We start from the raw sequence: 24,818 nt of genomic DNA on the forward strand, positions 1-24,818 counted from the left end.
AATCTGGCCGGTATCGATGGCGCTTTGCGGATCACGTTCCAAGCCATTTCAATCCCGACGGTGCAGGGCTTGAATTTGGCGACATTCTGGACAGTCTCGCCCTCTCCGGAGGTCTGCCGGACGTTACGTAAATTCCTTGTTTGAGCAAACACCGGCTTCATGTACACTTTTCGTGTTGATTAAGATCTTTTTGTCGGAGCATTTCATGAACGAACGCCCTCACGAGCGGCCGCGCATTACCCTTGTCTCCACGCGCCTCGGACCGCCAGTGGAAATGGCTCGATGGCTTTTGGAAAGCCGCCGAATTCCATATGAAGAACAGGCACATGCCCCAGTTTTCCACGCATTTGTTTCGCGCCGCCACGGCGTTGGAATTGAATTGCCGCTGGTGCTCACGCCCGAGGGTCCCTGGGTCGGGTTGAAGGATTTCCTGCGCGGGCTGGATGCGAAATGCCGGCCCGGCGACAAGGTTCTCGGCGAAACGGCGGCGGAGCGGGACCGCGCCGAGGAATGGGTCGAGCTGTTCTATGACAAGCTCTTCTGGCCGGCGGTGCAGGTCTATTACCACTTCATGCTCGAGCACCGGGAGACCGTGACACGCTATGCGCTGGACCGCGCCCCCAACTACCAAAAATTCATTGTCCGCAATGCCTTCGGGCTCTGGCAAAAGGCGATGATCAAGGGAATCGGCCTCGAGGATTTCAGCCTGCAGGCGGCGCTCGACAGCATCTCCACCGTTTTCGACGCCGTCGAGACGGAGAGCGCAGAGGCCGGATTCCTCGGCGGCGCGACGCCGGGCGATCTGGATATCATCTTCGCCGCACTTGCCGGCCCGCTGGTTCTGCCGGCCGAGTTCGCCGCCCCGCTTCCGGCGATCGAGGAATTGCCCGAGGGCTACCGTGAAGTCGTATCACGCATGCGCGACCGGCGCGCCGGCATCCTTGCACTCGAAACCTACCGCCTCGCCCGCCCAACGCCGCAACCGCCGATGAAACGCGAGCGCAGCCGCGGCGGGTTGGCCAACCGGTTGACGGAATCGCGCGCGGCGCTTTGGCTGGCGCGCGCGCTCGCCAGACGACGGTCCACGATCTTGCTGCGCGGAACCGTGCTGGCGGTGAACTGGCAGAGCGTCACCGAGATGCTCGAGCGCGACAGCGATTTCATCATCGGTCCGATCAACGCACCGCGGATCAATGGCGTGAGCGGCCCCTTCATCCTCTCGATGGATCGCGGCGATCCCGATCTCTTTCCACAGCGCGAGGCCGTTTATTCGGCGCTCCGGCAAACCGGGGCCGGCGCCGCCCGTGACATCCTCGACCGCGAAGCGCGCGCCCTGCTGGAGGAGGCACGCGGCCGCAACGGCAGGATCGACGTCATCAACGGCTATGCCCGCCCCATCGCCGCCCGTACGGCGGCGGAGATTTTCGGCATCTCCGGGCCAAGCGAGGCAGACCTGATGCGGGTCATCCGGTCGGTCTTTCACGAGACATTCCTGAATCCCGGCGACGATCCGGATGTTCAGGCACGAGGCCGCGCGGCGGGCAAGGAACTGATGGAGTGGTTCACCGCCGAGATCGCACGGCGTGGCGATGAGCCCGGCACGGATGTGCTCGGCGGCCTGATCCGGGCGCAGAGCAGTTTGCCGCTGGAACCGGAGGCGGTGCCCTGGATGGCAGCGGGGCTGATCGTTGGCGCGGTCGACACGACGGCGACATCAGTGGCCAATTCCGCCCGCGTGATCCTCGAACGCCCGAAGGTGCTGCGGGCGGTCCGCCGCGACCTCGACACTCCCGCCGCAATGCATGGCTGGTGCATGGACGCGCTGCGGCATCGCCCACACAACCCAATCATTCTCCGGCGGACGCGGCACGCCACACGCCTTGCCGGTCGTGACATTCCCGCCGGCGCCTCGGTCATCGCCGTGACCCTCGCGGCGATGCAGGATGCGAGCGTCTTTGCATATCCCGGCCGCCTCCTGCCGCAGAGGGAGATGTGCCGATACCTGCATTTCGGCCACGGGCTGCATGTCTGCGCCGGACGCGACATCAATGCCGTGCAGATCCCTGCCCTCGTCGCCCACCTGCTGCGCGCGGGCGGCGACAAGATTGTAAGCACCGCCGCCCGCGGACCGTTTCCGGATGAACTCGTCGTGAGACTGGGAGACATGTGATGACCTTTACCTACCTGACCCTCGCCTTCCCCTTTGACTCCGGCCGCACGGAAGAGACCGACGCTGTGCTGGCCCGAGAAGGCCGCGAGACCTATCGCGGCGGCAGTGTCCGTACCGCGTTGCGCGGCAAGTGCGTTCACTTCCTGTCGATCACGACGGTCCCGGCGACGGGGGCGGAACAGGCGCATCTCGTGCTCGAATCCTCGCATGACGGCGACAGGTCTTCCGCGCTGGACGTGATCGCCGAAGCCCTGGAGGAGACCCTGGCAACCATCTTCGCCGCTGCCGGCATCTATGCACCGGCGGGCGGGCTTCGCCGGTTTCTCGGGGAGAACGTGATCGATACCGGCATCGGCCTGTTCGACACGCCGGGGCTGAACCACAGGGGCGTCCCTGGCATGACGGTCGACCGGATCTTCCGCGAGGAGGATTTCGCCAACTGCCTGCGGGACATGGTGGTCGCAGATCGCGGCACCGGTTCGCCGCTCGCACGCCTCAACGCGATCCGGGCAAAGGTGGCCGACCTGCCCGAGGCCAACGGCATGATGGAGCCTGAGGATGTCTCCTTCCTCGCCCCGAACGAGGCCGCTGACGGGCGCGGATACCTGCCGGGCCTCGTGCTGCGCGGCATCGTCACGTTCACCTGGCCTGTGTTGATCCTCGCCGGGCTCATGATTGTCGGGCTGGGCCTCTGGGCCGGCATGGCAAGCGGCGTCTGGACAGGGATCACTGTCGCCGGTCTCACTCTCATAGGCTGGGTCGTCCTGCTCATTGCCCTGCTCCTGCTTGTCTATACCGGCTTGCGCAAACGCGAGACGACCGACGCACCGGACGACAGCGCGCCCGATTTCAAGGTCCTGCAGGATGTCATGAGCCTGGAAGATGATGGCGACATCAACCTCCTTGCCGGGATCTCGATCATGAAACCGGGGCTGCTTCGGCGGCTGACGCTCAAGATCGCCTTCTGGTTCGTGGGCCAGCTTGCCACGATACGTTTCCGCCCCGGCTATCTCGGCGAGATCGGAACGATCCACTCGGCGCGATGGGTGCTGCTGCCGGGGACCGACAAGCTCCTGTTCTTCTCCAATTTCGGTGGAAGCTGGGAAAGCTACCTTGAGGATTTCATCACCAAGGCCGCCAATGGGCTGACCGGCGTCTGGAGCAACACACTGGGCTTCCCGCGCACCTCCAACCTTTTCTCCGAGGGCGCCCGGGATGGAGACCGGTTCAAACGCTGGGCCCGCCGCCAGCAGCGGCCTGCGTGGTTCTGGTATCGCGCCTATCCCAACAAGACGACCAATACGGTCCGGCTCAACGCGGCGATGCGGCACGGGCTGCTGACTGCCGCAACCGAGGATCAGGCGGGCGAATGGTTCGGTCTTTTTGGCTCCCGCCAACGTCGGGCCAATTCGCTGCAAGCGCCCGAGATCCAGAAGATCGCCTTTGGCGGCATGCGGTCGCTGGCCGATGGGGCCTGCTGCCTCGTTCGTTTGCCCGAGGACGAAGCGGCGGCGCGGGGCTGGCTGCGGACGGTCGTGCCGCACGTGTCCTATGGCGATGAAAAGCCGGGCGACTCGGCCCTCGCGCTGGCGTTCACGGCGCGCGGACTGGAGCGGCTGGGTCTCGGCGAGGCCGAGATGGCCACCTTCCCCGCCGTCTTCCGGCAAGGCATGGACGAGCCGCGCCGGGCCCGCTCGGTCTTGATGGATACTGGCGACGACAAACCCGAGGCGTGGCGATGGGGACATGGCGAGACGACCGTCGACGCCGCGCTCTACCTGCTGGCCGCCCCGCAAGGCGAGGACAATGCCGCGCGCGCGCAGGCCGATGGCTTGCTCGCATCGCTCGAAGCGGCGGGAGGCGGAGGCGTGGCCATGATCGAGGCCGAGCGGATGCCACCATCCGGCCCGATCAAGGAGCCATTCGGTTTCGTGGACGGGATTTCCCAGCCAATCTTGCGTGGCACACGTCGCTGGCCGGCCAACCAGGGTTCTCCGGACGTGGTCGAGCCGGGGGAATTCCTGCTTGGATATCCCGACAACCGGGGTTTCCTGCCGCCCTCTCCCAGCGTCGCAGCCTCGGCCGATCCTGAAAACCATCTCCCCGCGCTCGACCGCGACCCGGCCAATCTCGACTGGCCGGACCCGCGCCGAAGCACCGCCAATGCCGAGCGCGACCTCGGTTGCAACGGGTCCTACCTCGTCATCCGGCAGCTGGAGCAAGACGTCGAGCGCTTCGATGCGCAGGCGCGCGAAATGGCCGACAGGTTCGAGGGCCACCCCTGCGTGCCCGCCGGGATTTCGGGCGACCGGCTGATGATCTGGATCAAGTCCAAGGCAGTCGGCCGCTGGCCCGACGGGTCCTCTCTGACCCGACATCCAAACGCGCCCGCCAGCGGCTGGGACGGCGAGACGCAGGCCTCCCCCGACAACGACTTCCTGCACGGGGTCGAAGATCCGGAGGGAACGCGCTGTCCCTTTGGCTCCCACATCCGCCGCTCCAACCCGCGCGACAGTTTCTCGCCCGGCTCGAGGGAACAGATGTCCATCGTGAACCGCCACCGGATCCTGCGCAGCGGGCGCGGCTACCGGGCGCGGCGTGACGACGGCGGCGAGGAGCGTGGCGTCCTGTTCCTCTGCCTCAACGCGGATATCGAACGGCAGTTCGAGTTCGTGCAGCAAACCTGGAACATGTCGCGCCAGTTCCACGGGCTGACCGATGAGGTCGACGCGATCATCGGCCGGGGCAAGAAAGGTGGCCAACTCACAATCCCGACCGCCCGCGGACCAGTCATCGTCCAGGGTTTCCAGGACGTGGTGCGTGTCCGTGGCGGCGGCTATTTCTTCCTGCCGGGGCGCAACGCGCTGCGCTACCTGGCAGGAAGCGACGCTACGGTCTGAAGCTGCCCCATCTTCCCAGCGCCACGCGCCAATCCCCAATCCCGTTCATGCGGTGCGTCCAGATCCCAAAGGTTTCGAGACACAGACGCTAAAAGGCAATTTCCGGAAGGACCCGTCCCATGGCACATCTTACCGATCAACAGATCGAAACGGCATTGCTCAACGGAACCAATGCGGAAGAACTGCGAACGGATCTCGGCGACGTCACCTATCAGGAGTTGCGCAGCCTTGGGGCCGAGCTCTCATCCCACCGGGCCGACGCCCTGGCCAGCGAGGCTTTCGGCTTTGGCCGCAAGCGAAAGAAAACGGTTTTCGTCCTTCCCGGCATCATGGGCTCCAAGCTCGCGGTCAAGAAAGGCGGCGATCATAACCTTGTCTGGTTCGAGCCGACCAGCCTTGCGCTCGGGCATGTGTCGCAACTGAAATACAGGCCTGCGGATGATGGCGTTATCCCGGCCGGGGTCTTCTGGTCTGCCTATGGTCGGCTGCGGCTGCGGCTCGCCACCAAAGGCTACGACGTGCGGTTCGTCTCTTTCGACTGGCGGCGTCCAACCGATGAGTTGGGAGAGATCGCGCATCGACAGATCGCTGCGGACGGTGACTCAAACATAACCGTGATTGCGCATTCCATGGGCGGCCTTCTGGCCCGGCATATTGCAGCGCGCGACAAGGACACGCGGCAGATCGATCGGGTCATCACCATCGGCACCCCGAATGGCGGGTCCTACTCCCCAGTCATGGTGTTCCGCAACGCGCACACTCTCGTCGCCCAACTCGGGCGGCTTGACCAGAGCCACACGGCCGAGGAGATCGTCAGGGATGTCCTGCGGGGATTTCCCGGTCTGGTCGAAATGATGCCGGATCCGGAACTGCGTCCGACGGAGAACTTCTTTGACCACGTCAACTGGCCTGACAGCAAGATGCGCCCGCTGGCGGCGGTGCTTGACGCCGCCCTTGAGGCACGCCGCAAATTGCCTCCCCCCGATGATCGTTTCCACCAGATCATCGGCATCGGAGAGCGGACGCCGGTGTCGACACGCACGGACGGAAAGTCGCTGTCATTTCTGTATTCGCTGGACGGAGACGGCACCGTCCCGCGCGATCTGGCCGAAATCGATGGCCTGCCGAAGACCTTTGTCGAGGACAGCCATGGCGGCATGCTGTCCAACAAGGCTGTCTACACGGCAGTGCTGAGCCTTCTTCAGGGCAAGCCTCCCAAGACCCGGGCCGAACGCGCGCGTTACGCGCCGCAGATCCTCTTCGAATCTCTCGACGACCTGTCCGTTTCCGAGGATGACCTGCGCAGCCGCATCCAGGCCCAAACCGGCCACGCAGAGCGCGTTACGGATGTTGCCGCCGAGTTTCTCGGCGTCGAACGCCGCCCGGCGGAGCGCGCAACGGGCGCGGCCACCGCTCCGGTCGCCCCTGACCTGCCTCGGATCGGCGGCTATCCTGCCCACCTCGTTCGGCAAGCCACAGAAAACTGGCAGGCCGCGGAACAGCAGCGGAACACGGCAGAACAGGCCGCCGTCCGGGGCGGACCACTTGCCGCCGAAAGCCGGGATCGCAAGCCGATCTATGCCAGGCGCATGGCCGAACGCCTGATGCAGATCGCGAAGGATACCCCGGGCGACGTGCAGATGCCGCCCGAGCTCCAAAAGGTGGCCGCCATGGCCGAGCTCGACACGAGCGCCGCGACAGCGGTTCTCCTGAATGAGCGGGTCCTCGGCGTGGCCGAGGACTTCCTGTCGGTCATGTATCTCAAGCGCGGCGCCATTGTTGCGAAATCGGTCGGGTGTATCGTCCATCGCAGCACCCACCAGGGGTTCGGGAGCGGCTTCCTCGTCGCGCCGGGTGTGCTCATGACCAATCACCACGTTCTCGGGACCGAGGCCGAAGCCCGCGAAGCCGCGGTGCAGTTCGATTTCGAACTCAGCTATCGTTACCGCCAGATCACCGCCGAGACATTCGAGCTTCGCCCGCAGGACCTGTTTCACGCCGATCGCTCGCTGGACTTCGCATTGGTGGCGGTTGCGCCGACAAGCCTCGGTCAGGGCTTTGCGATCACGGATTACGGCTACCTGCCGCTCGACGAACGAGTGGGGAAGATCCGCGCCGAAGGGGCGATCAACATCATCCAGCACCCGGCCGCCGGTCTGAAACAGGTCATCTTCCGCGACAGCAAGCTCTACGCAATGCCCTCGGAACTGGACCCCGGCAACTCCTACTCCGGCAAATCGATCGACATGGCGGCGCATTACACCGGCGACACCAAGCCCGGTTCCTCCGGCTCGCCCTGCTTCAGCGACACATGGGAGGTCGTCGCCCTCCATCACAGCGCCGTCGCTGAGCTCAACGCGCAGGGTCAATTGCGGATGCAGGACGGTTCGTTCAAACACGTTGCCGATATTCGCGACGGTGACAGCGTGAAATGGCTGGCGAACGAGGGAATCCGGATTTCCCGGATCATGCGGCATCTGCGTGGGCTCATGGATGACGGCGCGTTCACCGGCACGGAGCTCGACCTTGTGCAGCGCGTCATTGCGGTCGGAGACAAGGCAGGCCGGGACGGTGCCTTCAATCGTCCCTTGCCGAGACGGATCTTCTCGACCATGGCGGAACGCGAACGCCATTCCTTGCCCCGAGAGACCGAGAGCCTGGACGGCGTTCCCGCAGGCGGGACCGCACCGGAAGCAGGCGTCTCGTCGGCGGCGTCTGTCTGGCACACCCGCCAGGCCGGGAACCGCATTCACATGACGGTGCCGTTGAACATCGAGCTGTCACTCGGAGTTCCCGCCGAAATGTCGGGCGGCGCCAATGCACTGTCCTCGCTCCAACCCACGCTCAGCGCCGCCGGACCGACCGAGATCGACACGGAACGTCCTGCTACCTCCATGCCCCTCGCCGACCGAACAGGCTACGATTCCGACTTCGTTGGCCTGCCTGTTCCAATGCCGTCCCTGCGGTCGACGGAGCTGGGCCGGCCCGCGATGCGGCTCGACGGCATGGGCACGCGGCTGGACTACGATCACTATAGCGTCGTGATGAACGCCGACCGGCGAACGGCTTATGTCTCGGCCGGCAATTACGATCCGCAGGCGCCATGGAAGCCGGCGCGCGATGCTTCCCCCTGGGGTTTCGATCCGCGCATTTCCGCCTCCGAACAGGCGGGGAACCAGTTCTACAAGGGAAACGACCTTGACCGCGGACATCTCTTCCGTCGCGTGGACGGCTCCTGGGGCTACACCGAGGACGCGGCCCTGCGCGCCGATCACGACACCTATTTCTGGACGAACATCGCGCCGCAGCACAAGGCGTTCAACCAATCCCACCTTCAGGGGCTGTGGGGGCGGCTGGAGAATCTTGTCATGGAGCAGGCCAACGCGTCGGGAACCCGCTTCTCGGTCTTCAACGGGCCGATATTCGAGGCGGGCGATCGCACCCACCGGGATCTGAAGATCCCGAAGGGTTTTTGGAAGTTGATTGCCTTCGCGGAGCACGGAACTCTTCGAGCGATGGCATTCCGTCTCGGTCAGGAGGAACTGTTGGTGGATCTCCCGCTGGAACGGATCGAGCTGGAGGAGTTCGGTGTCTTCCAGATCTCGATTCCGGACCTTTCGAGGCTGGTGCATCTGGACTTTGGGCCGGTCGCTGCAGCCGATACGATGGCTCGGGGTGCGTCGCCGATGGAGGCCGCTGGCGGTTACCCTCGCGAGATCAGGATCACCTCACCGTCTGACATCCGGGCCTGACCACCCGTCCCGACCGACCGGGATCGCGGGCGAGGCTTCTCTGCCATGCAGCCGATGCAGAGGCCGCCCACGCGTCACGTACCGGGAGCGCTCCAGAGGGATGTCGTTACACCGGCATCGACCAGAGCTTTCTGAGCGGCATATGCCGCTTTCCAACGCCCCGTTGCGTCATCATAGGCGGCACGGTGATCCAGGTTCGGCTCGACCGTCTTCTCCCATTCGACAAAATCTCGCCCGGCCTCGGCAAGGCTGGCATATTGTCCGATACCCGTCGCGGCGGCCGCCGCCGCGCCCAGGGCGGTCGCCTCGCGGACCCTAGGAATCCGAAGCTGGCGCCCGGTGACGTCGGCAACGATCTGTGGCCAGAGCCGCCCCTTGGACGCTCCCCCGGCGAGGATAAGCGGACCGGAGCTGTCAACTTTCGCAAATTCCTCGACCCGCGCCAGGTTGACGGCAGCGACAATGGCCGCGTTCTCCTGGATTGCCCGGAACATCGAGCCCTTGTTGGCGATGGCCGGATCGATCGAAAGGTTCAGGAAGGACGGGGCGGCATGATACCAATTGCCGAAATCCATGGCGTCCGAGAAGATCGGAATGATGCCGTGGGACCCGACGGGCGCCTGATTTGCGAGATCTTCCAGCAGATCATAGGCGTCCCGGCCCTGCTCTGCGGCCAGACGGACTTCCTCCGCGCAGAAGGCATCGCGAAACCAGCGCGCAGTCAGGCCGACAAAAAAGCTGATCGCCTCGGCCTGGTTCATGCCGGGCAATGCCGCGTTGTTGATCCGCACGCGCATGGTCTTGTCGACCGATCCGGCGGGGATATTGACCACCTGCTGCCAGAATGTACCGCCCAGAACAGCCGCATCGCCAAGCCCCAGAACGCCAAGGCCGACAGACCCCATCTGGACATCTCCGCCGCCAGCAACAAATGGCGTGCCTTCGGCGAGAACGGTTTCCTCGGACGCGGCGTGCGTCACATGTCCGACCACAGCCCCCGGCTCGACCACGCGTGGAAAGATCGCCCGATCCAGCCCCGCCTTTTCGATCAGCTCTTCCGACCAATCGCGTTGCGTGAGGTCCATAAGGCCATTGGTCGATCCGTTTGTCGGTTCAATCGTGATTTCGCCGGTCAGCCGGGCGCCGATCCAGTCATTGATCATCGACATCGCGCGGACCTTCGCGAAAAGCTCCGGGGCATGCTTGCGAAGCCAGTTCAGGCGCGGCAGCGCCCCCAGGGCGAAGGTCTCGCCGCTGATCTCGTAGAATCCCCGTTCGAACTCCGTCGACCGCGCCTTCAACTCGGCCACTTCGGCGGATGCACGGCTGTCGACATTGGCGCAGGCCCAGATCTCCCTGCCCGCCGCGTCATAAAGAACGATGGCCTCGCGCATCGAGGTCGCGCTGATCGCGGCGATATCCGCCCCAACCAGCCCGCATTTCTCCAGCGCCCGGTCGATGCAACGCCGCAGCAAGGCCCAGCAGCCATCGACGTCGAATTCCATCGAGCCGGGGACAGCCTCGACCGGCCGGTGCAGCCACTCCTCCTGCGCGAATCCGATCTGGTGACCATTGCGGTCAAAAATGACGGCGCGGCCGCTTCCGGTGCCCGCGTCCAGAACCAACAGATGGGTTTTCATCCGACTCTCCTCAGAAGTTCGCGGGCCGTGTCCTCGTCTGTCACGAGGATGTTGGCGAGACGCCCCCTCAACAGCCCCAGAATGGCGTCGACCTTTTCACTGCCGCCCGCCGCGGCCGCCACGTTCTGGATCTTGCTCAACTCGCCGGGCTGGATCGCCACCACGTGCCGGTGCAGATCCAGGTCGAGGATCTGACCGTCCGCGTCATAGAAAAAGCCCAGAACATCGCCCACGGCTCCGCGCCGGGCAAAAAGCTCGATCTCGGCCGCCGAGCAGTATCCGTAGCGGACCAGCGTGGCCGAATTCGACACCGACCCGACCCCGATCAGCGAGTAACGCGCCGTGGCGGCCATCTCCAGCACGTGCCGCACATAAGGTTCGACGCGCAGCATCTCGGCCAGCTCTTCGGAGGACACGCGCAAGGGCGTGGGGATCAGATGCGCATTGTTGGTGGGGCCATAGATGCCCGTCGTTCCGATATAGGCCGAAACCCCACCGGTCAGGCTGACAAGCGAGACATTCGCCTGCTGAAAGGTTGGCGCCATGTAGCGCAGCGTCGTCATTGTCGCCTCGCCCCAACCGATCGCCAGCAGGTCGTTCGCCTCGAGTTTCTGGCTCAGGAAGCTTGCCGCGGCGCGCGCGATCCGCGGAGTGGAGGGAATGTCCGGTGCGGCCGGGACAACGCGGGCGTCAACGAGGTCGAACGCGTCGACCAGTTCGGTCTGCAATGTCAGGCAACCGCCGAATTGCGAATTGATACGAAGCTCGATGAGGCCGGTCTGGCGGCCCTTTTCGAGCAGCCGCGAGACCTTGATCCGCGAGGTTCCGAGCATGTTGGCAATCTGATTCTGCGTCAGGCCGTCATTGTAATAATGCCAGGCGGCGCGCGTGATCTTCTCGATCTCGTCGGCGTCGGGGGCGTCTGTCTGGTCCTGGAAGGAGTCCTGAGCTGCCATTCTTGCGTCTTCGCTCCCTTGAGAAGTTGATCATTTGATAAACATGACACCAAGAGGAACACAGCTTCAACAAAAAACTCAACAAAAAAAGAAATTATGGATCCATCACGGCTTGACGTAGTCGATCAAAAGTTTTTTGGTGCGCCATATGATCAGCTAGAGAGTCGCCACGGAATGGTGCTGACCCCGGCCGAATCGAACAAATGGGAGGTGCGCAATGTTCGTCCAACTCGTTCACATTCGGATCAAACAGGGTCGACTGAAAGAGTTCTTCGAGGTCTTTCAGGTGAACTTTGACGGCACCCGCGCGGAGCCGGGAAATTACCGTTTCGACGTGCTCCAGGATCCCGAGGATGAGCATCACTTTGTGATCTACGAAGCGTTTGAGAACGAGACCGCCGTGGATGCGCATCGTCAGACCGAACATTATCGGGTCACGGTCGAAGGGCTGAAGGATCTGATGACGACCGGCACGCGGGAGAAGAATTTCTTCCAGATGGTCATGCCGGATCATGACGCCGCTCTGGCCGGAGAATGACCCTGTGTCGGATACGTCAATGAAGGCGCTCAAGGCCAGATGCTGCGGGATCAGCGCCGGGGTGCTCTCGGCAGATGTCGGCAATCTCGATCAGGCCGTGAAAGATCTGATCGGATGGGGCGGAACCATCGCTCATGTTGATGTCATGGACGGCGCGTTTGTCCGTCCGCTCAGCGTGGGGCCTGCTGTTGTCGCCGCATTGGGCAATGGCTGCGTGCGGGATGTGCATCTGATGGTCGAGACGCCGGAAGACCACGTGGCGGCGTTCGCCCGGGCTGGCGCCGACATAATCACCGTTCATGCAGAGGCGACTGGTGCCGCCGGGGCTCTCGACCGAATCCGACAAGAGGCGGAGCGGTTGGAGAGGCCGATCCTCGCCGGGCTTGCAGTCATGCCTGGAACACCGCTGGAACTGGTCGCACCGCTGCTGGACCCGGCACCGGACCTGATCCTGTCGGTGGCCATCGATCCGCGCGGCGACGCCCCTGCCGATCTGCCGCTTGCCTGCAAGCGCCTGCAGACATTGGCGCAAATGGTATCGCCCGCGCGCCCTGTTCTCGCGATTGACGGCGGCGTGACGGGTGAGACCATCCAGATCCCGGCCGCGATCACACCCGACATCATCGTATCCGGAAGCGCGATCTTCCGCGCGCCAGATCCCGGTGCCGCGTTCCGCAATCTCGAGGCCGCGTGGAAAGCGCCACGAACCCCATGAACGGAGAACCGCAATGAAGGACGAAGACAGATCGACAGTTCCGCTTGTCGCTCTTCGCGGGCTCTGGAAGGTTTTCGAAAGCGTCACGGTTCTGCGCGGAATCGACTTCGAGATTCATTCCGGCGAGGTTCTGGCCCTTCTGGGCGGGAACGGGTCCGGCAAGTCGACCATCGTCAAGATCATATCGGGCGCCCATCGCCCCACGGCCGGCACGATCGAGATCGACGGCACCCCGAAGACATTCTCCCGCCCTTCTGACGCGCATGCGCAAGGCATCTATATGGTGCCGCAGGAGCCGCATATCTTTCCAAACCTCTCGGTTCTGGAGAATCTGGTGACGGGCCTGTCGGGCGACGCGGCCGAAAACGCTCAGCTGGCCCGCAAGACCTCGGTTGAAATCGGCCTGAATGTCGATTTCAACGCCCCGGCCGGGCGGCTCTCCATCGCCAACCAGCAGCTGGTCGAGATCGTGCGGGGCTTGCTGCGCAAAGCCCGGGTCCTGATCCTCGACGAACCCACCTCTTCACTGACACGGCGCGAAGTGGCCAGCCTCGCCGAGCAGATGCGAAAGCTCTCCGCGCAAGGGATCGGCATCCTGTTCATTTCGCACCGTCTGCACGAGGTTCTGGAATTCTCGGACACGATTTCGGTCCTGCGCGACGGGCATTTCGTGCTCTCGCAGCCAGCCGATACGCTCTCGGCGGATATGCTGGTCGAAGCGATGCTGCCAGCGGATTACACCACGGCGTCCACACAAGGCCACGACACGCCCTCCCCCCTTGGCGAGACCTGCGTTCTGGAAGTGTCCGACCTCTGCGGTCAGGTCTTTCAGGATGTCAGCTTCAAGGTCCAGGCCGGCGAAGTTGTCGGAATCTCGGGCGTAGTCGGCTCCGGCCGAACCGAACTGGCCGAAGCGATTTACGGCATTGATCGCAACGTGACCGGATCGGTCATCATCGCCGGAACGCCCACCACAGACAGAACACCACGGATCAGCCAGGAAATGGGCCTGTCCTATGTTCCCGAAGATCGCCATGCGCACGGGATTTTCCTGGCCTTGCCAAGTGCGCACACGATCTCGTCCGGCGTGCTGTCGCTGAGTGACGCCCATTACATGAACCAACGAGAGGAAGTCTCTCTCGCCGCACGGTTCGTGGACCGGCTGCGCATAAAGGTCGCCTCGCCGTTGCAGCTCGCGCGAACGCTCTCGGGCGGCAACCAACAAAAGGTCGTCCTGGCCAAGGCCCTGGCCTCCGAGCCGCGCGTCATCATCCTCGACGAGCCGACACGCGGCATCGATGCCCGCGCGCGTCAGGATGTCTACCGGATCATCCTTGAGCTTGTCGCCGATGGCGTCGGGATCGTCGTGATCTCCTCCGAGGTCGGCGAGATCGCCGAGATCAGCGACCGCATCCTGATCATGAAACGCGGGCGGTTGCGGGAATTGCCACCGGGGGTGCGCGGCGTCGAACAGATCTCCGCTGCGGCCTTCGACACGAACGGAGATGTGCTGGCATGATGCGGATACTGAAAAGTCGGGAATTCCTTGTCCTGATCCTGCTGGTCGCCATGGTCCTGGCCGTGGCCTCGGTCAACAAGGCGGTGCTCAACCCGATCGCGCTCATCAACATCGTCAACTCGTCGCTGTTCCTGATGCTGATCGCAATCGGGCAGATGTTCGTGGTCCAGACCCGCGGCATCGATGTCTCGGTGGGCGCGATTGCCGGGCTGTCGGCGGTGATCTTCGGGTTCTCGCTCAATGCCGGCATGCCGCTGCCGGTCGCGATCCTCTTTGCGCTGATCACCGGCATGCTGGCCGGCATGGTGAACTCGGTTGGCGTGGTCTATGTCGGCATCCCGCCGATCATCATGACGCTCGGCACGCTTGGCGCCTATCGCGGCTTCATGCGGGTGTTGACGGGTGGAAGCTGGATCGAGTCGATCCCGCAAAACATCAAGTCAATCGCAGTGACCCGCTTCCTGAACGTGCCACTGATGGTCTGGGCGGTGCTGGTGCTGGTGATCGTCGTGGCGATCCTGCTCAGCCGGATACGGGCCGCGCGCTATTTCTACGCCGTCGGTGACAATCGCGAGGGGGCCTATCTGCTGGGCATCAACGTGAACGCCACCGTCTTTGCCGCCTATGCGCTGTCCGGCCTGTTTGCCGGGGCCGCCGCGATTGTCTTCGTTGGTCAGATCGGCTTCGTGCCCATGCAGACCGGCAACGGGCAGGAGCTCAAGGCCATCGCGGCGGTGGTGCTCGGCGGCGTGAGCCTGATGGGCGGCACGGGCAGCATCTACTCCGCCGTCATCGGCGCGATGTTCCTGACGACCGTCGACTCGATGATGATCTTTCTCAAGGTGCCGGGCTCCTGGAACAACGCCGTTGCCGGCGCGGTTCTGCTGGCCGTGGTCATCTTCGACTACCTGATCCGGCGCACCGTCCAGAAACGTCAGCTCGCTGCCCGTGCCGCCGAAATGCGCCGCTCCGAGCAGGAAGCCGACAGGCTGCAACCCATGGAGATCGCCACATGACGTCCAAATGGTTCAAGAGCTGGGAGTTCATGCTGGCCGTGGTGCTGGTGGCGGAACTCATGGTGCTCGGCCTGATCAACCCGGCCTTTCTCAACATCGAGAACCTGCTGTTCTCCACCTGTGACTTCATCCACGTCATTATCGCCGCCGTCGGGCTGACGCTGGTGATCATGACCGGCGGCATCGATATCTCGGGCGTCTCGATCATGGGGCTGGCCTCGATCGTTCTCGGGCTGAGCTTCGTGGCCGGCGTGCCGATCGTGCTGGCGGTCATCCTTGCGCTGGCCGTTGGCGGGCTTGCGGGGTCGTTCAACGGAACGGTGATTTCCAGGACGGATATCAACCCGCTGGTTGTCACCCTGGCGATGCTGTTCTTCTATGCCGGCGTGGCCACCGGATTGCCGACATTGCTCGACATCATCGGCTTCAAGGCCTATGGCGCTGGCGGTTTCGAGGCCTATCAATACGAAGGCATCACCGGCCTTCCGCGCAGCTTTACATGGATCGGCACGGGAACCATCGGCTGGGTGCCGGTGCCCCTGATCATCGCCGTCGTGATCGCGGCTGGCGCGACCTGGCTGCTGCATCACACCCGTTTTGGCCGGTTCCTGAAATTGATCGGCGTCAGCGAGGACGTCGCGCGTTTCAGCGGCGTGCCGGTGAACCGCACGCTGGTGACCGTCTATGCGCTGAACGGCTTTGCGGCGGCGGTCGCCGGCCTCGTGCTGACCGCCTATTTCACATCGGCCCGGTCCGATCTTGGATCCGAGGCCCTGCTGAACATCATCACCGCTGTCGTGCTCGGTGGCTCGTCGATCTATGGCGGCCAGGGCTCGGTGCTGGGAACGTTCCTGGCCGGTCTGGTGCTCGGCTATCTGCGCCAGGGCCTGCTGGCCCTTGGCGTCACAAGCGACGTGGTGCCCGTGATCGTCGGCGCGCTGCTGATCGGCAGTGTGGCGCTCAAGATCGGCATGTCCTCCCTGAACACAAGCCGCGCCAACAAGGCCGCCTACGAGGCCGAGATGCGCACGGTTGGAGGCAATGCCAAGCAGGCATGAGCGACGCGCAGAGGAGTGACGCGCCGCAGAGACGACAGAATGGATCTAGAGGAGGAACCAGTGATGAAATACGGAATGAAAGCCATTGGACTGGCCGTTGCTTCGGCGATGACACTCGGCATCTCGGCCTCGGCCGGGCTCGCCGCGGACGCCAGGGTCGCGTTTATTCCCAAACTGACCGGCGTCGGATTCTTCGAATCCGGTGGCAAGGGCGCGATGGCGATGGGCGAAGAGCTCGGCATCGAGGTCAAATATGACGGCCCCTCCGAAGCAAGCGTTTCGGGCCAGGTCGAGTTCATCAACAACTTCGTCAACCAGGGCTTCAACGCGATTGCGATCTCGTCGCTGTCGCCCCAAGGTCTCTGCGAGTCGCTCAAGCGGGCCCAGAAGCGCGGCGTCAAGGTTCTGACCTGGGATTCCGATGTCAGCCCGGAATGCCGCTCCTACTACATAAACCAGGGCACCGCCGAACAGCTTGGTGCGCTGCTGGTCAAAATGGCCGCAGACCAGATGGACGATCCCACGGCCGACAAGAAGGTCGCCTTTCACTATTCGTCGCCGACCGTAACAGACCAGAACCAGTGGGCCGAACAAGCCAAGGCGATCATTGCCAAGGACTATCCGAGCTGGGAAATCGTGGCGACCGAGTTCTCCAACAATGACGCCCAGAAGGCCGTCCAGGTTCCGAGCGCGCTCTATCAGACCTATCCGGATCTCGACGCGATCATCTGCCCGGATGCCAACGCGCTGCCCGGCTCTGCTCAGGCAGCCGAGAATCTCGGGATCTCCGGCAATGTCATCGTCACCGGGTTCTCGACCCCGAACACGATGCGCCAATACGTCAAGAGCGGCACGGTCGGTCAGTTCGGTCTCTGGGACGTGGTCGTGCAGGGCAAGCTCTCCGTCTTCATCGCCAACGAGTTGGTGAAGGGTGCAGACTGGAAGGTCGGCGACACGCTGGACGTTCCGGGTATCGGCACTGTCGAGATCTCGCCGAACGCCGTGCAGGGCTATGAGTTCGAAGCCGACAATAACGGCATCATCCTGCTGCCGGAACGTGCCGTGTTCACCGCCGAGAATATCGACAACTACGATTTCTGAGGCGCTTTAAACCTGCCCCGCCGCGGCTGGTGCTGCGGCGGGGTTTTCATTGGAGCTGACTCTCCGCAACGCCAGAAGAAGGGTACACAGATGGCCGATTTGGACAACATCAAGGACGGCAAGGATTTTGGACTCGACCAGCCGGCCGACACGAAGGGCTTCTTCCTGAAGGGAAGCTCCCATCTCGATTGGGGCATGAAGAACCGCCTCAGCTCAATCTTCAACCCGCGGACCGGCCGGACCGTCATGCTGGCCTTCGACCACGGGTACTTCCAGGGTCCGACCACCGGGCTCGAACGGATCGACCTGAACATCGTCCCGCTGATCGAACATGCGGACGTGCTGATGGCGACGCGCGGGGCGCTCCGGAGCTGCATCCCGCCGACAACCGACAAGCCGGTTGTGCTGCGCGCATCGGGCGGCAACTCGATTCTCTCGGAACTGTCGAACGAGACGGTGGCCGTCGACATCGAAGACGCTATCCGCCTGAATGCCTCGGCCATGGCCGCACAGGTCTATATCGGCGCCGAGTTCGAGCACAAATCGATCTCCAACGTGATCAAGCTCATCGATACCGGCATGCGCTACGGCATTCCGACATTGGCCGTGACCGGCGTCGGCAAGGATATGGAGCGCAATGCGCGCTATTTCGGGCTCTCGTCGCGCATCGCGGCGGAACTCGGGGCGCATTATCTCAAGACCTATTTCGTCGAGGAAGGGTTCGAGCGCGTTGTCGCCGGCTGCCCTGTTCCCGTCGTGATCGCAGGCGGCAAGAAGCTACCGGAACTGGAAGCGCTCGAAATGGCTTACAAGGCTGTCGATCAAGGGGCTGCCGGCGTCGACATGGGGCGCAACATCTTCCAGGCCGAAGATCCCGTCGCAATGATCAAGGCGGTTTCCCGAGTCGTCCACGAACTCGAAACGCCTGACAAGGCGTTCCAGCTCTACAACGACCTGAAAGGATAGAGCGTCCACCGCTCCCAAGACGGCCGACACGGCCATGCCAGTGACCGATCCCTGCCTTCAAGCGGGGCTCGGTCATTTTGTTTGCGCCGACAGGCGGGCAGCCAGACGGGATCAAACTCTTTTCAAATCAGGTACTTACCCTGCCCCTTGTTCCGCTCCAAGTTGGAATGGTTCCTGCAAGCTCGGCCACGCCAACCGGGGACCGCGCTGGCTTCGACAGAACCTGGGCCGGCAAAATGGAACGCGCAGGTCTTGCACTGAGAGGTGTGCGAGAAAACAACAGGTTCTCGCCCTGATCGAGGCTGTTGCCATTAGGTAACCTGTTCTGGTTGAATTGTGGCACAGTTGGGCTGTCGGGATCCGGACAAAGAACGAGGACTGCAATGCTTCAACGCCACCCAGGGATTGCTGTGGCAATTCCGCTGCTGCTGCAGATGTTGTTCCCTCAACATGCGCTCGCACAGGGCGCGGGCAATCTCGTGCCGTCGACATTCGAACCGCAAGGCCAGCAATCCGCGGGCACAGTCCGGGTCGCTCGCGATCCCGGCGCCGTGGTTCCGGCGGGCGCCGATCGGCTCTCCGTGAGCGTAGGGAACGTTCGTATTGAAGGTGCCTTCCCGCAATTGGCCGAAGCGAATGCCGCCTTCGAGCAGAGCCTGGCCGGCAAGCGGGTGCAGGTCTCCGAGATCTTCCTGGCGACCAGCCAGTTGGAGGCGGCTTATTCCAACGCAGGCTACGTTCTCAGCCGGGTGGTGCTCCCGCAGCAGGAAATCCGCGATGGCGGCACCTTGCGCATCGTGATCGTCGACGGCTTCATCGAACGGATCGATGCAACGGGCGTCCCTGACCCGGCACGTGCACGGGCGGTCCAGATCACGGCCCCCTTGGCCCAGCAGCGCCAGGTTCGCCTGGAAGATATCGAACGCGCCCTGCTTCTGGCCGGGGACACCTACGGCGCGAGCCTGTCCTCGACGCTCGCGACCGGCCAAAGCGCCGGCGGCACCGAGCTTGTGATCGATGGCGATTTCCGCAAGTACACCGGGTTTGTCGGCCTCGACAACACGCTTTCGGACGACCTTGGAACACTGAACCTGAGCTTTGGCGCCGAGATGAACGGCGCCCTCAAGATGGGCGAGACTATCTATCTCCGCGCGGGTGGCTCACCGGTCGACTATTTCACGGATTCCGCGAGGTACCGATACCTTGCCGCGGGCGCGGTCTTCCCGATCGGATATGACGGCCTGACATTCAATATCGAAGGAACCTCGAGCGACTCGCAGCCGGATGTGGACCTTTTCCCCAATGAGAGCTCCTTCGACCGCCTGTCTTTCCGCCTCTTCTACCCGTGGATTCGATCCCGGCAGCGCAACCTCTCGACGCAACTGATCTTCGACCGCGTCTGGGACTCGCAGGACCTTCTCCTCGGCTCCACCGAATTTCCGATCTACGAGGACAATTTCAGCGCCCTCAGAGCGAGCATCGACGGCAGCTGGAACTTCGAGAACGGCTCGTTTCTTCAGGCAAGCGTAGTCCTGTCGAAAGGGTTCGGGGCCGATACGGAGTCTAGTTCCGACGACACGCCATTGTCACGACAGGGCGCGAGCAAGGACTTCACCAAGCTCGTGTTCGCGGCGGCGTATGACCGCCCGCTCTCGCCGAACTGGTCTCTCGCGGTCAACGGTCGCATTCAGAGCAGTTTCGGAGAAGCGCTTGTGACATCCGAACAGTTCACCATTGCCAATACCAGCGAGCTTTCGACCTTCGATGCCGGAGATGTCCGGGGCGACAGTGGCTGGGTCGTGCGAACAGAACTCGGCCGGTTGCAGAAATTCGATCTCTTCGGCTTCCCGCTTCTGAGCAACCTCTATACTTTCGGAGCCTACGGCGCGGTCAGCCTCGAGGAACCGACTATTTTTGAAAAAGACGAGGCAAGCGCATATTCTTACGGGATCGGAGCCGACCTCATGACCATTGAGGAATCGCCGTACCGGTCCGGATCTGTGCGGGTCGAATATGGGAGGGGGGAACGAGATGACTTGGGGTCAGATGGGAATCGTTTCACGATCATTGCCAGCCGCAGGTTCTAAGCCGCTGTCCCGGCTGTTCGGATCACTGGCAGCCTTGCTCTGGACGAGCACGGCACTGGCACAATCCTTGCCAACCGGCGGCTCCGTGGCCGCGGGCGATGCCGTCATTTCCCAATCAAGCTCAACCCGGATGACGATCAACCAGTCCTCGGATTCCGCGGTCGTGAACTGGGATGGCTTCTCGATCGGGACGGACGCCCGCCTCGACTTTCGGCAGCCCTCCTCGCAGAGCGCAATCCTGAACCGGGTCACCGGCTCCGCCACCAGCGAGATCCTTGGTCAGTTGAGCGCCAATGGCCAGGTGCACCTGGTGAATCCGAACGGTATCTATATCGGCCCAAGCGGCATGATCAGTGCATCGGGGTTTGTTGCCTCCACGCTGGACATCTCCGACGACGATTTCATGAACGGCGCGCTGCGCTATCGCGGGAATGGCACGTCCAATTCGGTCGAGAACGCGGGGACGATCTCGATCGTTCCGGGCGGGTATGCTGCCCTGATCGGCGGCCGCGTCAGCAATTCCGGCCTGATCCGGGTACCATTGGGAAAGGTCGGGCTCGGCGCGGGCGAGGAAGTGACGCTCGATATCTCTGGCGACGGTTTCCTGCAGGTTGCCGTTCCCTCGGACACTGCCGACGATACCATGGAAGCGCTGGTCTCAAACTCCGGTCGCATTGAAGCCGACGGCGGCATCGTGCACCTGAAGGCCGCCAGCGCCCGCGATGCGGCGCGCCGGGTCGTCAACATGTCCGGCGTGATCGAAGCGCGCTCGGTGGGCGGCGTCTCCGGAGCCGTTGTGCTCGGTGGAAGCGGCGGTGTCGTCACCGTCACCGGAAAGATCGATACATCGGCGCGCGTCGCGCTGGTTGAAAGCTCGCCCCGGCCGGCGGCGCGGCCGGAGAATGGCGGATCGATCACCATCACCGGAGAAGCAATCGGGCTTGCCGGTGCGACGCTCGACGCCAGCGGCACAGGGTCCGGAAGCGGTGGCGATATCCGCGTCGGAGGCGAATTCCAGGGTGGCGGAGACTTGCAGACATCCTGGATCACGACTGTCGATGCCGACACCCGGATCATCTCCGATGGCGGCAACGAGGGCGACGGCGGAACGGTCATCGTCTGGTCCGACGAGTATACCAGTTTCGCTGGGCAGATCTCGTCCCGGGGCGGGGCCGATGGCGGTGACGGCGGCCTCGTGGAGGTCTCCGGCAAGGCCAAACTCGCCTTCGCCGGATTGGTGGACACGCAGGCGCCGAACGGCGAGACCGGCACGTTGTTGCTTGACCCATACAATATCATCATCGACGACATCCCCCCGGAAGACCCGTTTTTCATTGAAACTACGTCGGATGGCGACACCTATTACGCCGAAACCGAGGGCGCAGATCCGGCGAATGACGGCTCGATCCTGCTGGCATCGACCATCACCGACCAACTTGAACTTTCGAACGTCATCGTCACAACGAACGACACCGAGGTGCCTGGCTCCCAACCGGGCAACATCACGGTCGACGCGGATGTGACCTGGAGCACGCCACAATCGCTCACCCTTGTGGCGGACAACAACATCGTCCTGCGAACCGGGGATATTACGTCCACCGGTGCTGGCGACGCCATTCTCACCGCCGGCGGCTTCATCGACACCAGTTCGGACATCTCGACGAATACCGGCGACATAACAATGACGGCCGGTGATTACATCCAGACATCCGGTAGCATCTCGACGAATTCCGGCGACGTAACGATGACGGCGACGGATTTCATCCGGACATCCGGCGACATAACGATCGGCACCGGGAGCCTCAGACTCAGCCCCTCTGGCGACCTAACCGTGAATGGCGACATTTCCGCCGGGACCGGCGCAACAATCGACCTTGCCACCGCCGGTACGACAATCGTGACCGGAGATATCATCGCGCCCGACGCGGCAACACTCTTCCTCTCAGGCGACACCGGCCTGTCGGTGACCGGGACAACGATCGAGGCCGACGGCGCGGACCTGGAATTCACCTCCGCGGATGGGAGCGTGCTCGTCACGAGCGACATAGAGGCCGCGGAGGCCGACATCGTGTTCGACGCCGAGTCCACCCTCGAAACGCGGGGAGTCATCACCGCCCCTGAATCCACCATCGCCTTCAATTCGGGTGGCGATATCACCGTCTCCGGCGCGATTTCAGCGCCGGACACCGATGCCGGCAGCACGGCTTCCATCGACTTTACCGCGCGCGCGGGCAGCATCCGTCTCGACGCGCCTATCTTCGCCCCAGACGGCGAACTCACATTCGTGGCCGCCGGCGGAAGCGACCCCTCGAGTCCCATCCTTGCCGGAGCGTCTGCGGATATCGACGTGGCTACGTTCATCCTGTCGATCGGCGACTGGCAGCAGGTCGGATCCAGTCCGGCCGATTTCTCCGCCGACGATTTCCAGCTTGGCTTCGAACCAGATCGCCGCAGTTTCCTGCGCGCCCTTGGCGGTGACGGCTCGACAGGGTCGCCTTACCAACTTTTCGACATCTTCGGGGTCCAGGGCGTCGACAGCGAAAGTCTGAGCACCCTGAACTTCGGGTTGGCAAATGACATAGATGCCTCTGGTACGACGGGCTGGAACGACGGCGACGGGTTCTTTCCGATCGAGGTCTTCTACGGCACACTGGATGGAAACCGCCACGCGATCGACGGGCTTTTCCTCGACGGTTTCTCTTACGGCGGCTTGTTCGGTATCATTTTCGGAACCGTTCAGGACCTGTCGATCACCAACGCCAACGTGTCGTCCTTCATTGGCGGGATCCTGGCGGCCGAAAACTTCGGGACCGTGAGCGGTGTCAGAACAACCGGCTCCTTCAGTGCCTTTGAAGGCACCGGAGGCGGGCTTGTCGGTTTCAACGACGGTGTCATCTCCCAGAGCTATTCGACCGCCGATGTCTTCGTCGAAGTCGGCGAAGGCAGCGTTGTCGAGGCTGGAGGGCTTGTCGGCGTCAACTATGGGCTTATCGAACAGTCGCACAGCACTGGCTCGGTCGAGGCTATCGTGAACGGGACGATCTATGGCGGCGGACTTGTCGGCCGGAACTTCGGCGAGATCGAGGATGCCTATTCGATGTCGGATGTCTCGGGAACGAACTTCGCCACGAGCGGTGAGACGATCCTGGGCGGCCTTGTCGGCTCGAATGACGATGACGGCGAAGGCCGGGTGGGATCGATCGCAAGAACCTTTTCCACAGGGGAACTCACCGCGTCCGGAGGCGCCTTTGAAACCCTTGGCGGGTTAATCGGCGAGAATCTCGGAACCGTCGAGGACTCGTTCTGGGATTTCGAGAGCTCTGGCCAGGGAACGAGTGCCGGCGGAGCCCCGCTGACCACGGCCGAGTTCCAGGACACGCAGTTCATGTATGACCTCGCGATCGACCTGGGATGGATTTCCTCGACGAGCACGGATGTCTGGGCGCCGGGAGGGAGCGGTTTCTACCCTGCCCTCATGGCCACCTCGCCGGTCGTTTTCGCCATCCCCGACGATCTCACGGTGTCCGAGAGCGACGTGCCAACGGCGTCGACCACCGGGACCGTCTATGGCGGCCCGTCAATCTACCGGTTCTACCGAGACCCTGACAGCCTGGACACATCCCCGATCTTCGCCACTCTTGCATTTGACAGCGACGCGGTCGGAACGACGGGTTTCTCGGTCGATACCAGCGGTCTGAGCAGTGCGAGCGGGATGCCCTACAGGGTTGTCGCCCTTGAAGGCACCGCCACCGTCACGCCTGATCCGGTCGAGCCTCCCGTCGAGCCGCCTGACGTTGAGGAGCCCGAAGAGACGATCATCCTGCCGGTGCCACTGCCAAAAATCGAGATCACCCCGACGATCGACACCACGATCAGCGGCGGTGGAACCCTGGTGATCCCGGTCTCCCAGGCGCGCGCGGCGCTGCAAACGCTGGATGATGCCAATACGAGCTTCGAGCAACGGATCACGGATTGCGCGTCGCAGGGCGAAGATGTGAGCCAGTACCTGTCCTGCCTCGCGGATGCCACGGAGGACTTCGCGGACAGTCTGGAAGCGATCAGCGAAGGGCTTCCGCCGGAGATGGACAACGTCGCCAATATCATCCGCGACGCGAGCTCCGGGCTCCGGGCGGTCGGCGAGGATGCCGGGCGCAAGCTCGCGCTTGCCACGACCGTCGTGGAGCGTGCTGCCATCCGGCGCGAGGCCGGTCTGCAGGCGAGAACGATCCTGCGCGGGGCGCAACAGGAAATCCGCAAGGAGATCTCCCTCATCCGGGCGGAAGACCCAGAACTTGCCAGCGTGCAGCGGCAGCAGGTAGAAACGGTTGTAGCCGCGGTAGAAAAAGCCGAGATAGGCCTCTCTCGCGCCATCGGTCTTTAACATCTGGGAGATTCAACCG

Annotated in this window: 14 protein-coding genes; 12 read left to right on the forward strand and 2 right to left on the reverse strand. The window is 63.2% G+C overall.

Annotated features, from left to right (window positions below):
- The first annotated feature begins 388 nt into the window (after positions 1-388).
- From R3X27_RS14965 to R3X27_RS14975, 3 genes are all read left to right on the forward strand, one after another.
- A complete protein-coding gene (locus R3X27_RS14965; RefSeq protein WP_317709742.1) occupies positions 389-2,170 on the forward strand; it encodes a cytochrome P450 in 1,782 nt (593 codons plus the stop codon).
- A complete protein-coding gene (locus R3X27_RS14970; RefSeq protein ID WP_317709679.1) occupies positions 2,170-5,070 on the forward strand; it encodes a hypothetical protein in 2,901 nt (966 codons plus the stop codon). The genes R3X27_RS14965 and R3X27_RS14970 overlap by 1 nt, the downstream gene beginning before the upstream one ends.
- 119 nt (positions 5,071-5,189) lie before the next feature.
- Positions 5,190-8,822 carry a DNA/RNA non-specific endonuclease gene (locus R3X27_RS14975; protein WP_317709680.1) on the forward strand — a complete coding sequence of 1,211 codons (3,633 nt, stop codon included), beginning with the start codon at positions 5,190-5,192 and terminating at the stop codon, positions 8,820-8,822.
- A gap of 74 nt (positions 8,823-8,896) precedes the next feature.
- On the opposite strand, the gene lsrK is transcribed toward R3X27_RS14975, so the two are convergent.
- Positions 8,897-10,462, reverse strand: a complete 1,566-nt coding sequence (gene lsrK, locus R3X27_RS14980) for an autoinducer-2 kinase (protein WP_317709681.1) — start codon at positions 10,460-10,462, stop codon at positions 8,897-8,899.
- A complete protein-coding gene (locus tag R3X27_RS14985; RefSeq protein ID WP_317709682.1) occupies positions 10,459-11,418 on the reverse strand; it encodes a sugar-binding transcriptional regulator in 960 nt (319 codons plus the stop codon). Before R3X27_RS14985 ends, lsrK begins: the two co-directional genes overlap by 4 nt.
- A 217-nt stretch (positions 11,419-11,635) precedes the next feature.
- Here R3X27_RS14985 and R3X27_RS14990 point away from each other — a divergent pair, with 217 nt between their 5' ends.
- The 9 genes from R3X27_RS14990 to R3X27_RS15030 all read left to right on the forward strand — a co-directional run bounded on the left by R3X27_RS14990 (position 11,636) and on the right by R3X27_RS15030 (position 24,799).
- Complete coding sequence (locus R3X27_RS14990) at positions 11,636-11,956, forward strand: antibiotic biosynthesis monooxygenase (protein WP_317709683.1); 321 nt, start codon at positions 11,636-11,638, stop codon at positions 11,954-11,956.
- A gap of 19 nt (positions 11,957-11,975) precedes the next feature.
- The gene (locus R3X27_RS14995; RefSeq protein WP_317709684.1) at positions 11,976-12,671 is read left to right on the forward strand and encodes a ribulose phosphate epimerase; all 696 of its coding nucleotides are present in this window, start codon (positions 11,976-11,978) and stop codon (positions 12,669-12,671) included.
- A 13-nt stretch (positions 12,672-12,684) separates the two neighbouring features.
- Positions 12,685-14,190, forward strand: a complete 1,506-nt coding sequence (locus R3X27_RS15000; protein WP_317709685.1) for a sugar ABC transporter ATP-binding protein — start codon at positions 12,685-12,687, stop codon at positions 14,188-14,190.
- A complete protein-coding gene (locus R3X27_RS15005) occupies positions 14,187-15,206 on the forward strand; it encodes an ABC transporter permease subunit (RefSeq protein ID WP_317709686.1) in 1,020 nt (339 codons plus the stop codon). Before R3X27_RS15000 ends, R3X27_RS15005 begins: the two co-directional genes overlap by 4 nt.
- Positions 15,203-16,264, forward strand: a complete 1,062-nt coding sequence (locus tag R3X27_RS15010) for an ABC transporter permease subunit (RefSeq protein ID WP_317709687.1) — start codon at positions 15,203-15,205, stop codon at positions 16,262-16,264. Before R3X27_RS15005 ends, R3X27_RS15010 begins: the two co-directional genes overlap by 4 nt.
- Positions 16,265-16,327: 63 nt before the next feature.
- Positions 16,328-17,365, forward strand: coding sequence for an autoinducer 2 ABC transporter substrate-binding protein LsrB (gene lsrB, locus R3X27_RS15015; protein WP_411572497.1), 1,038 nt, complete (start codon positions 16,328-16,330; stop codon positions 17,363-17,365).
- Between the two features lie 90 nt (positions 17,366-17,455).
- On the forward strand, positions 17,456-18,331 hold the full coding sequence (gene lsrF / locus R3X27_RS15020; protein WP_317709688.1) for a 3-hydroxy-5-phosphonooxypentane-2,4-dione thiolase: 876 nt from the start codon (positions 17,456-17,458) through the stop codon (positions 18,329-18,331).
- A 383-nt stretch (positions 18,332-18,714) separates the two neighbouring features.
- On the forward strand, positions 18,715-20,418 hold the full coding sequence (locus R3X27_RS15025; protein ID WP_317709689.1) for a ShlB/FhaC/HecB family hemolysin secretion/activation protein: 1,704 nt from the start codon (positions 18,715-18,717) through the stop codon (positions 20,416-20,418).
- Between the two features lie 34 nt (positions 20,419-20,452).
- Positions 20,453-24,799 (forward strand): filamentous hemagglutinin N-terminal domain-containing protein, encoded by a 4,347-nt coding sequence (locus R3X27_RS15030; protein ID WP_317709690.1) that lies wholly within the window; start codon positions 20,453-20,455, stop codon positions 24,797-24,799.
- Positions 24,800-24,818: the final 19 nt, after the last annotated feature.

This window comes from Tropicimonas sp. TH_r6 (assembly GCF_033101155.1).
Taxonomy (GTDB): domain Bacteria; phylum Pseudomonadota; class Alphaproteobacteria; order Rhodobacterales; family Rhodobacteraceae; genus Tropicimonas.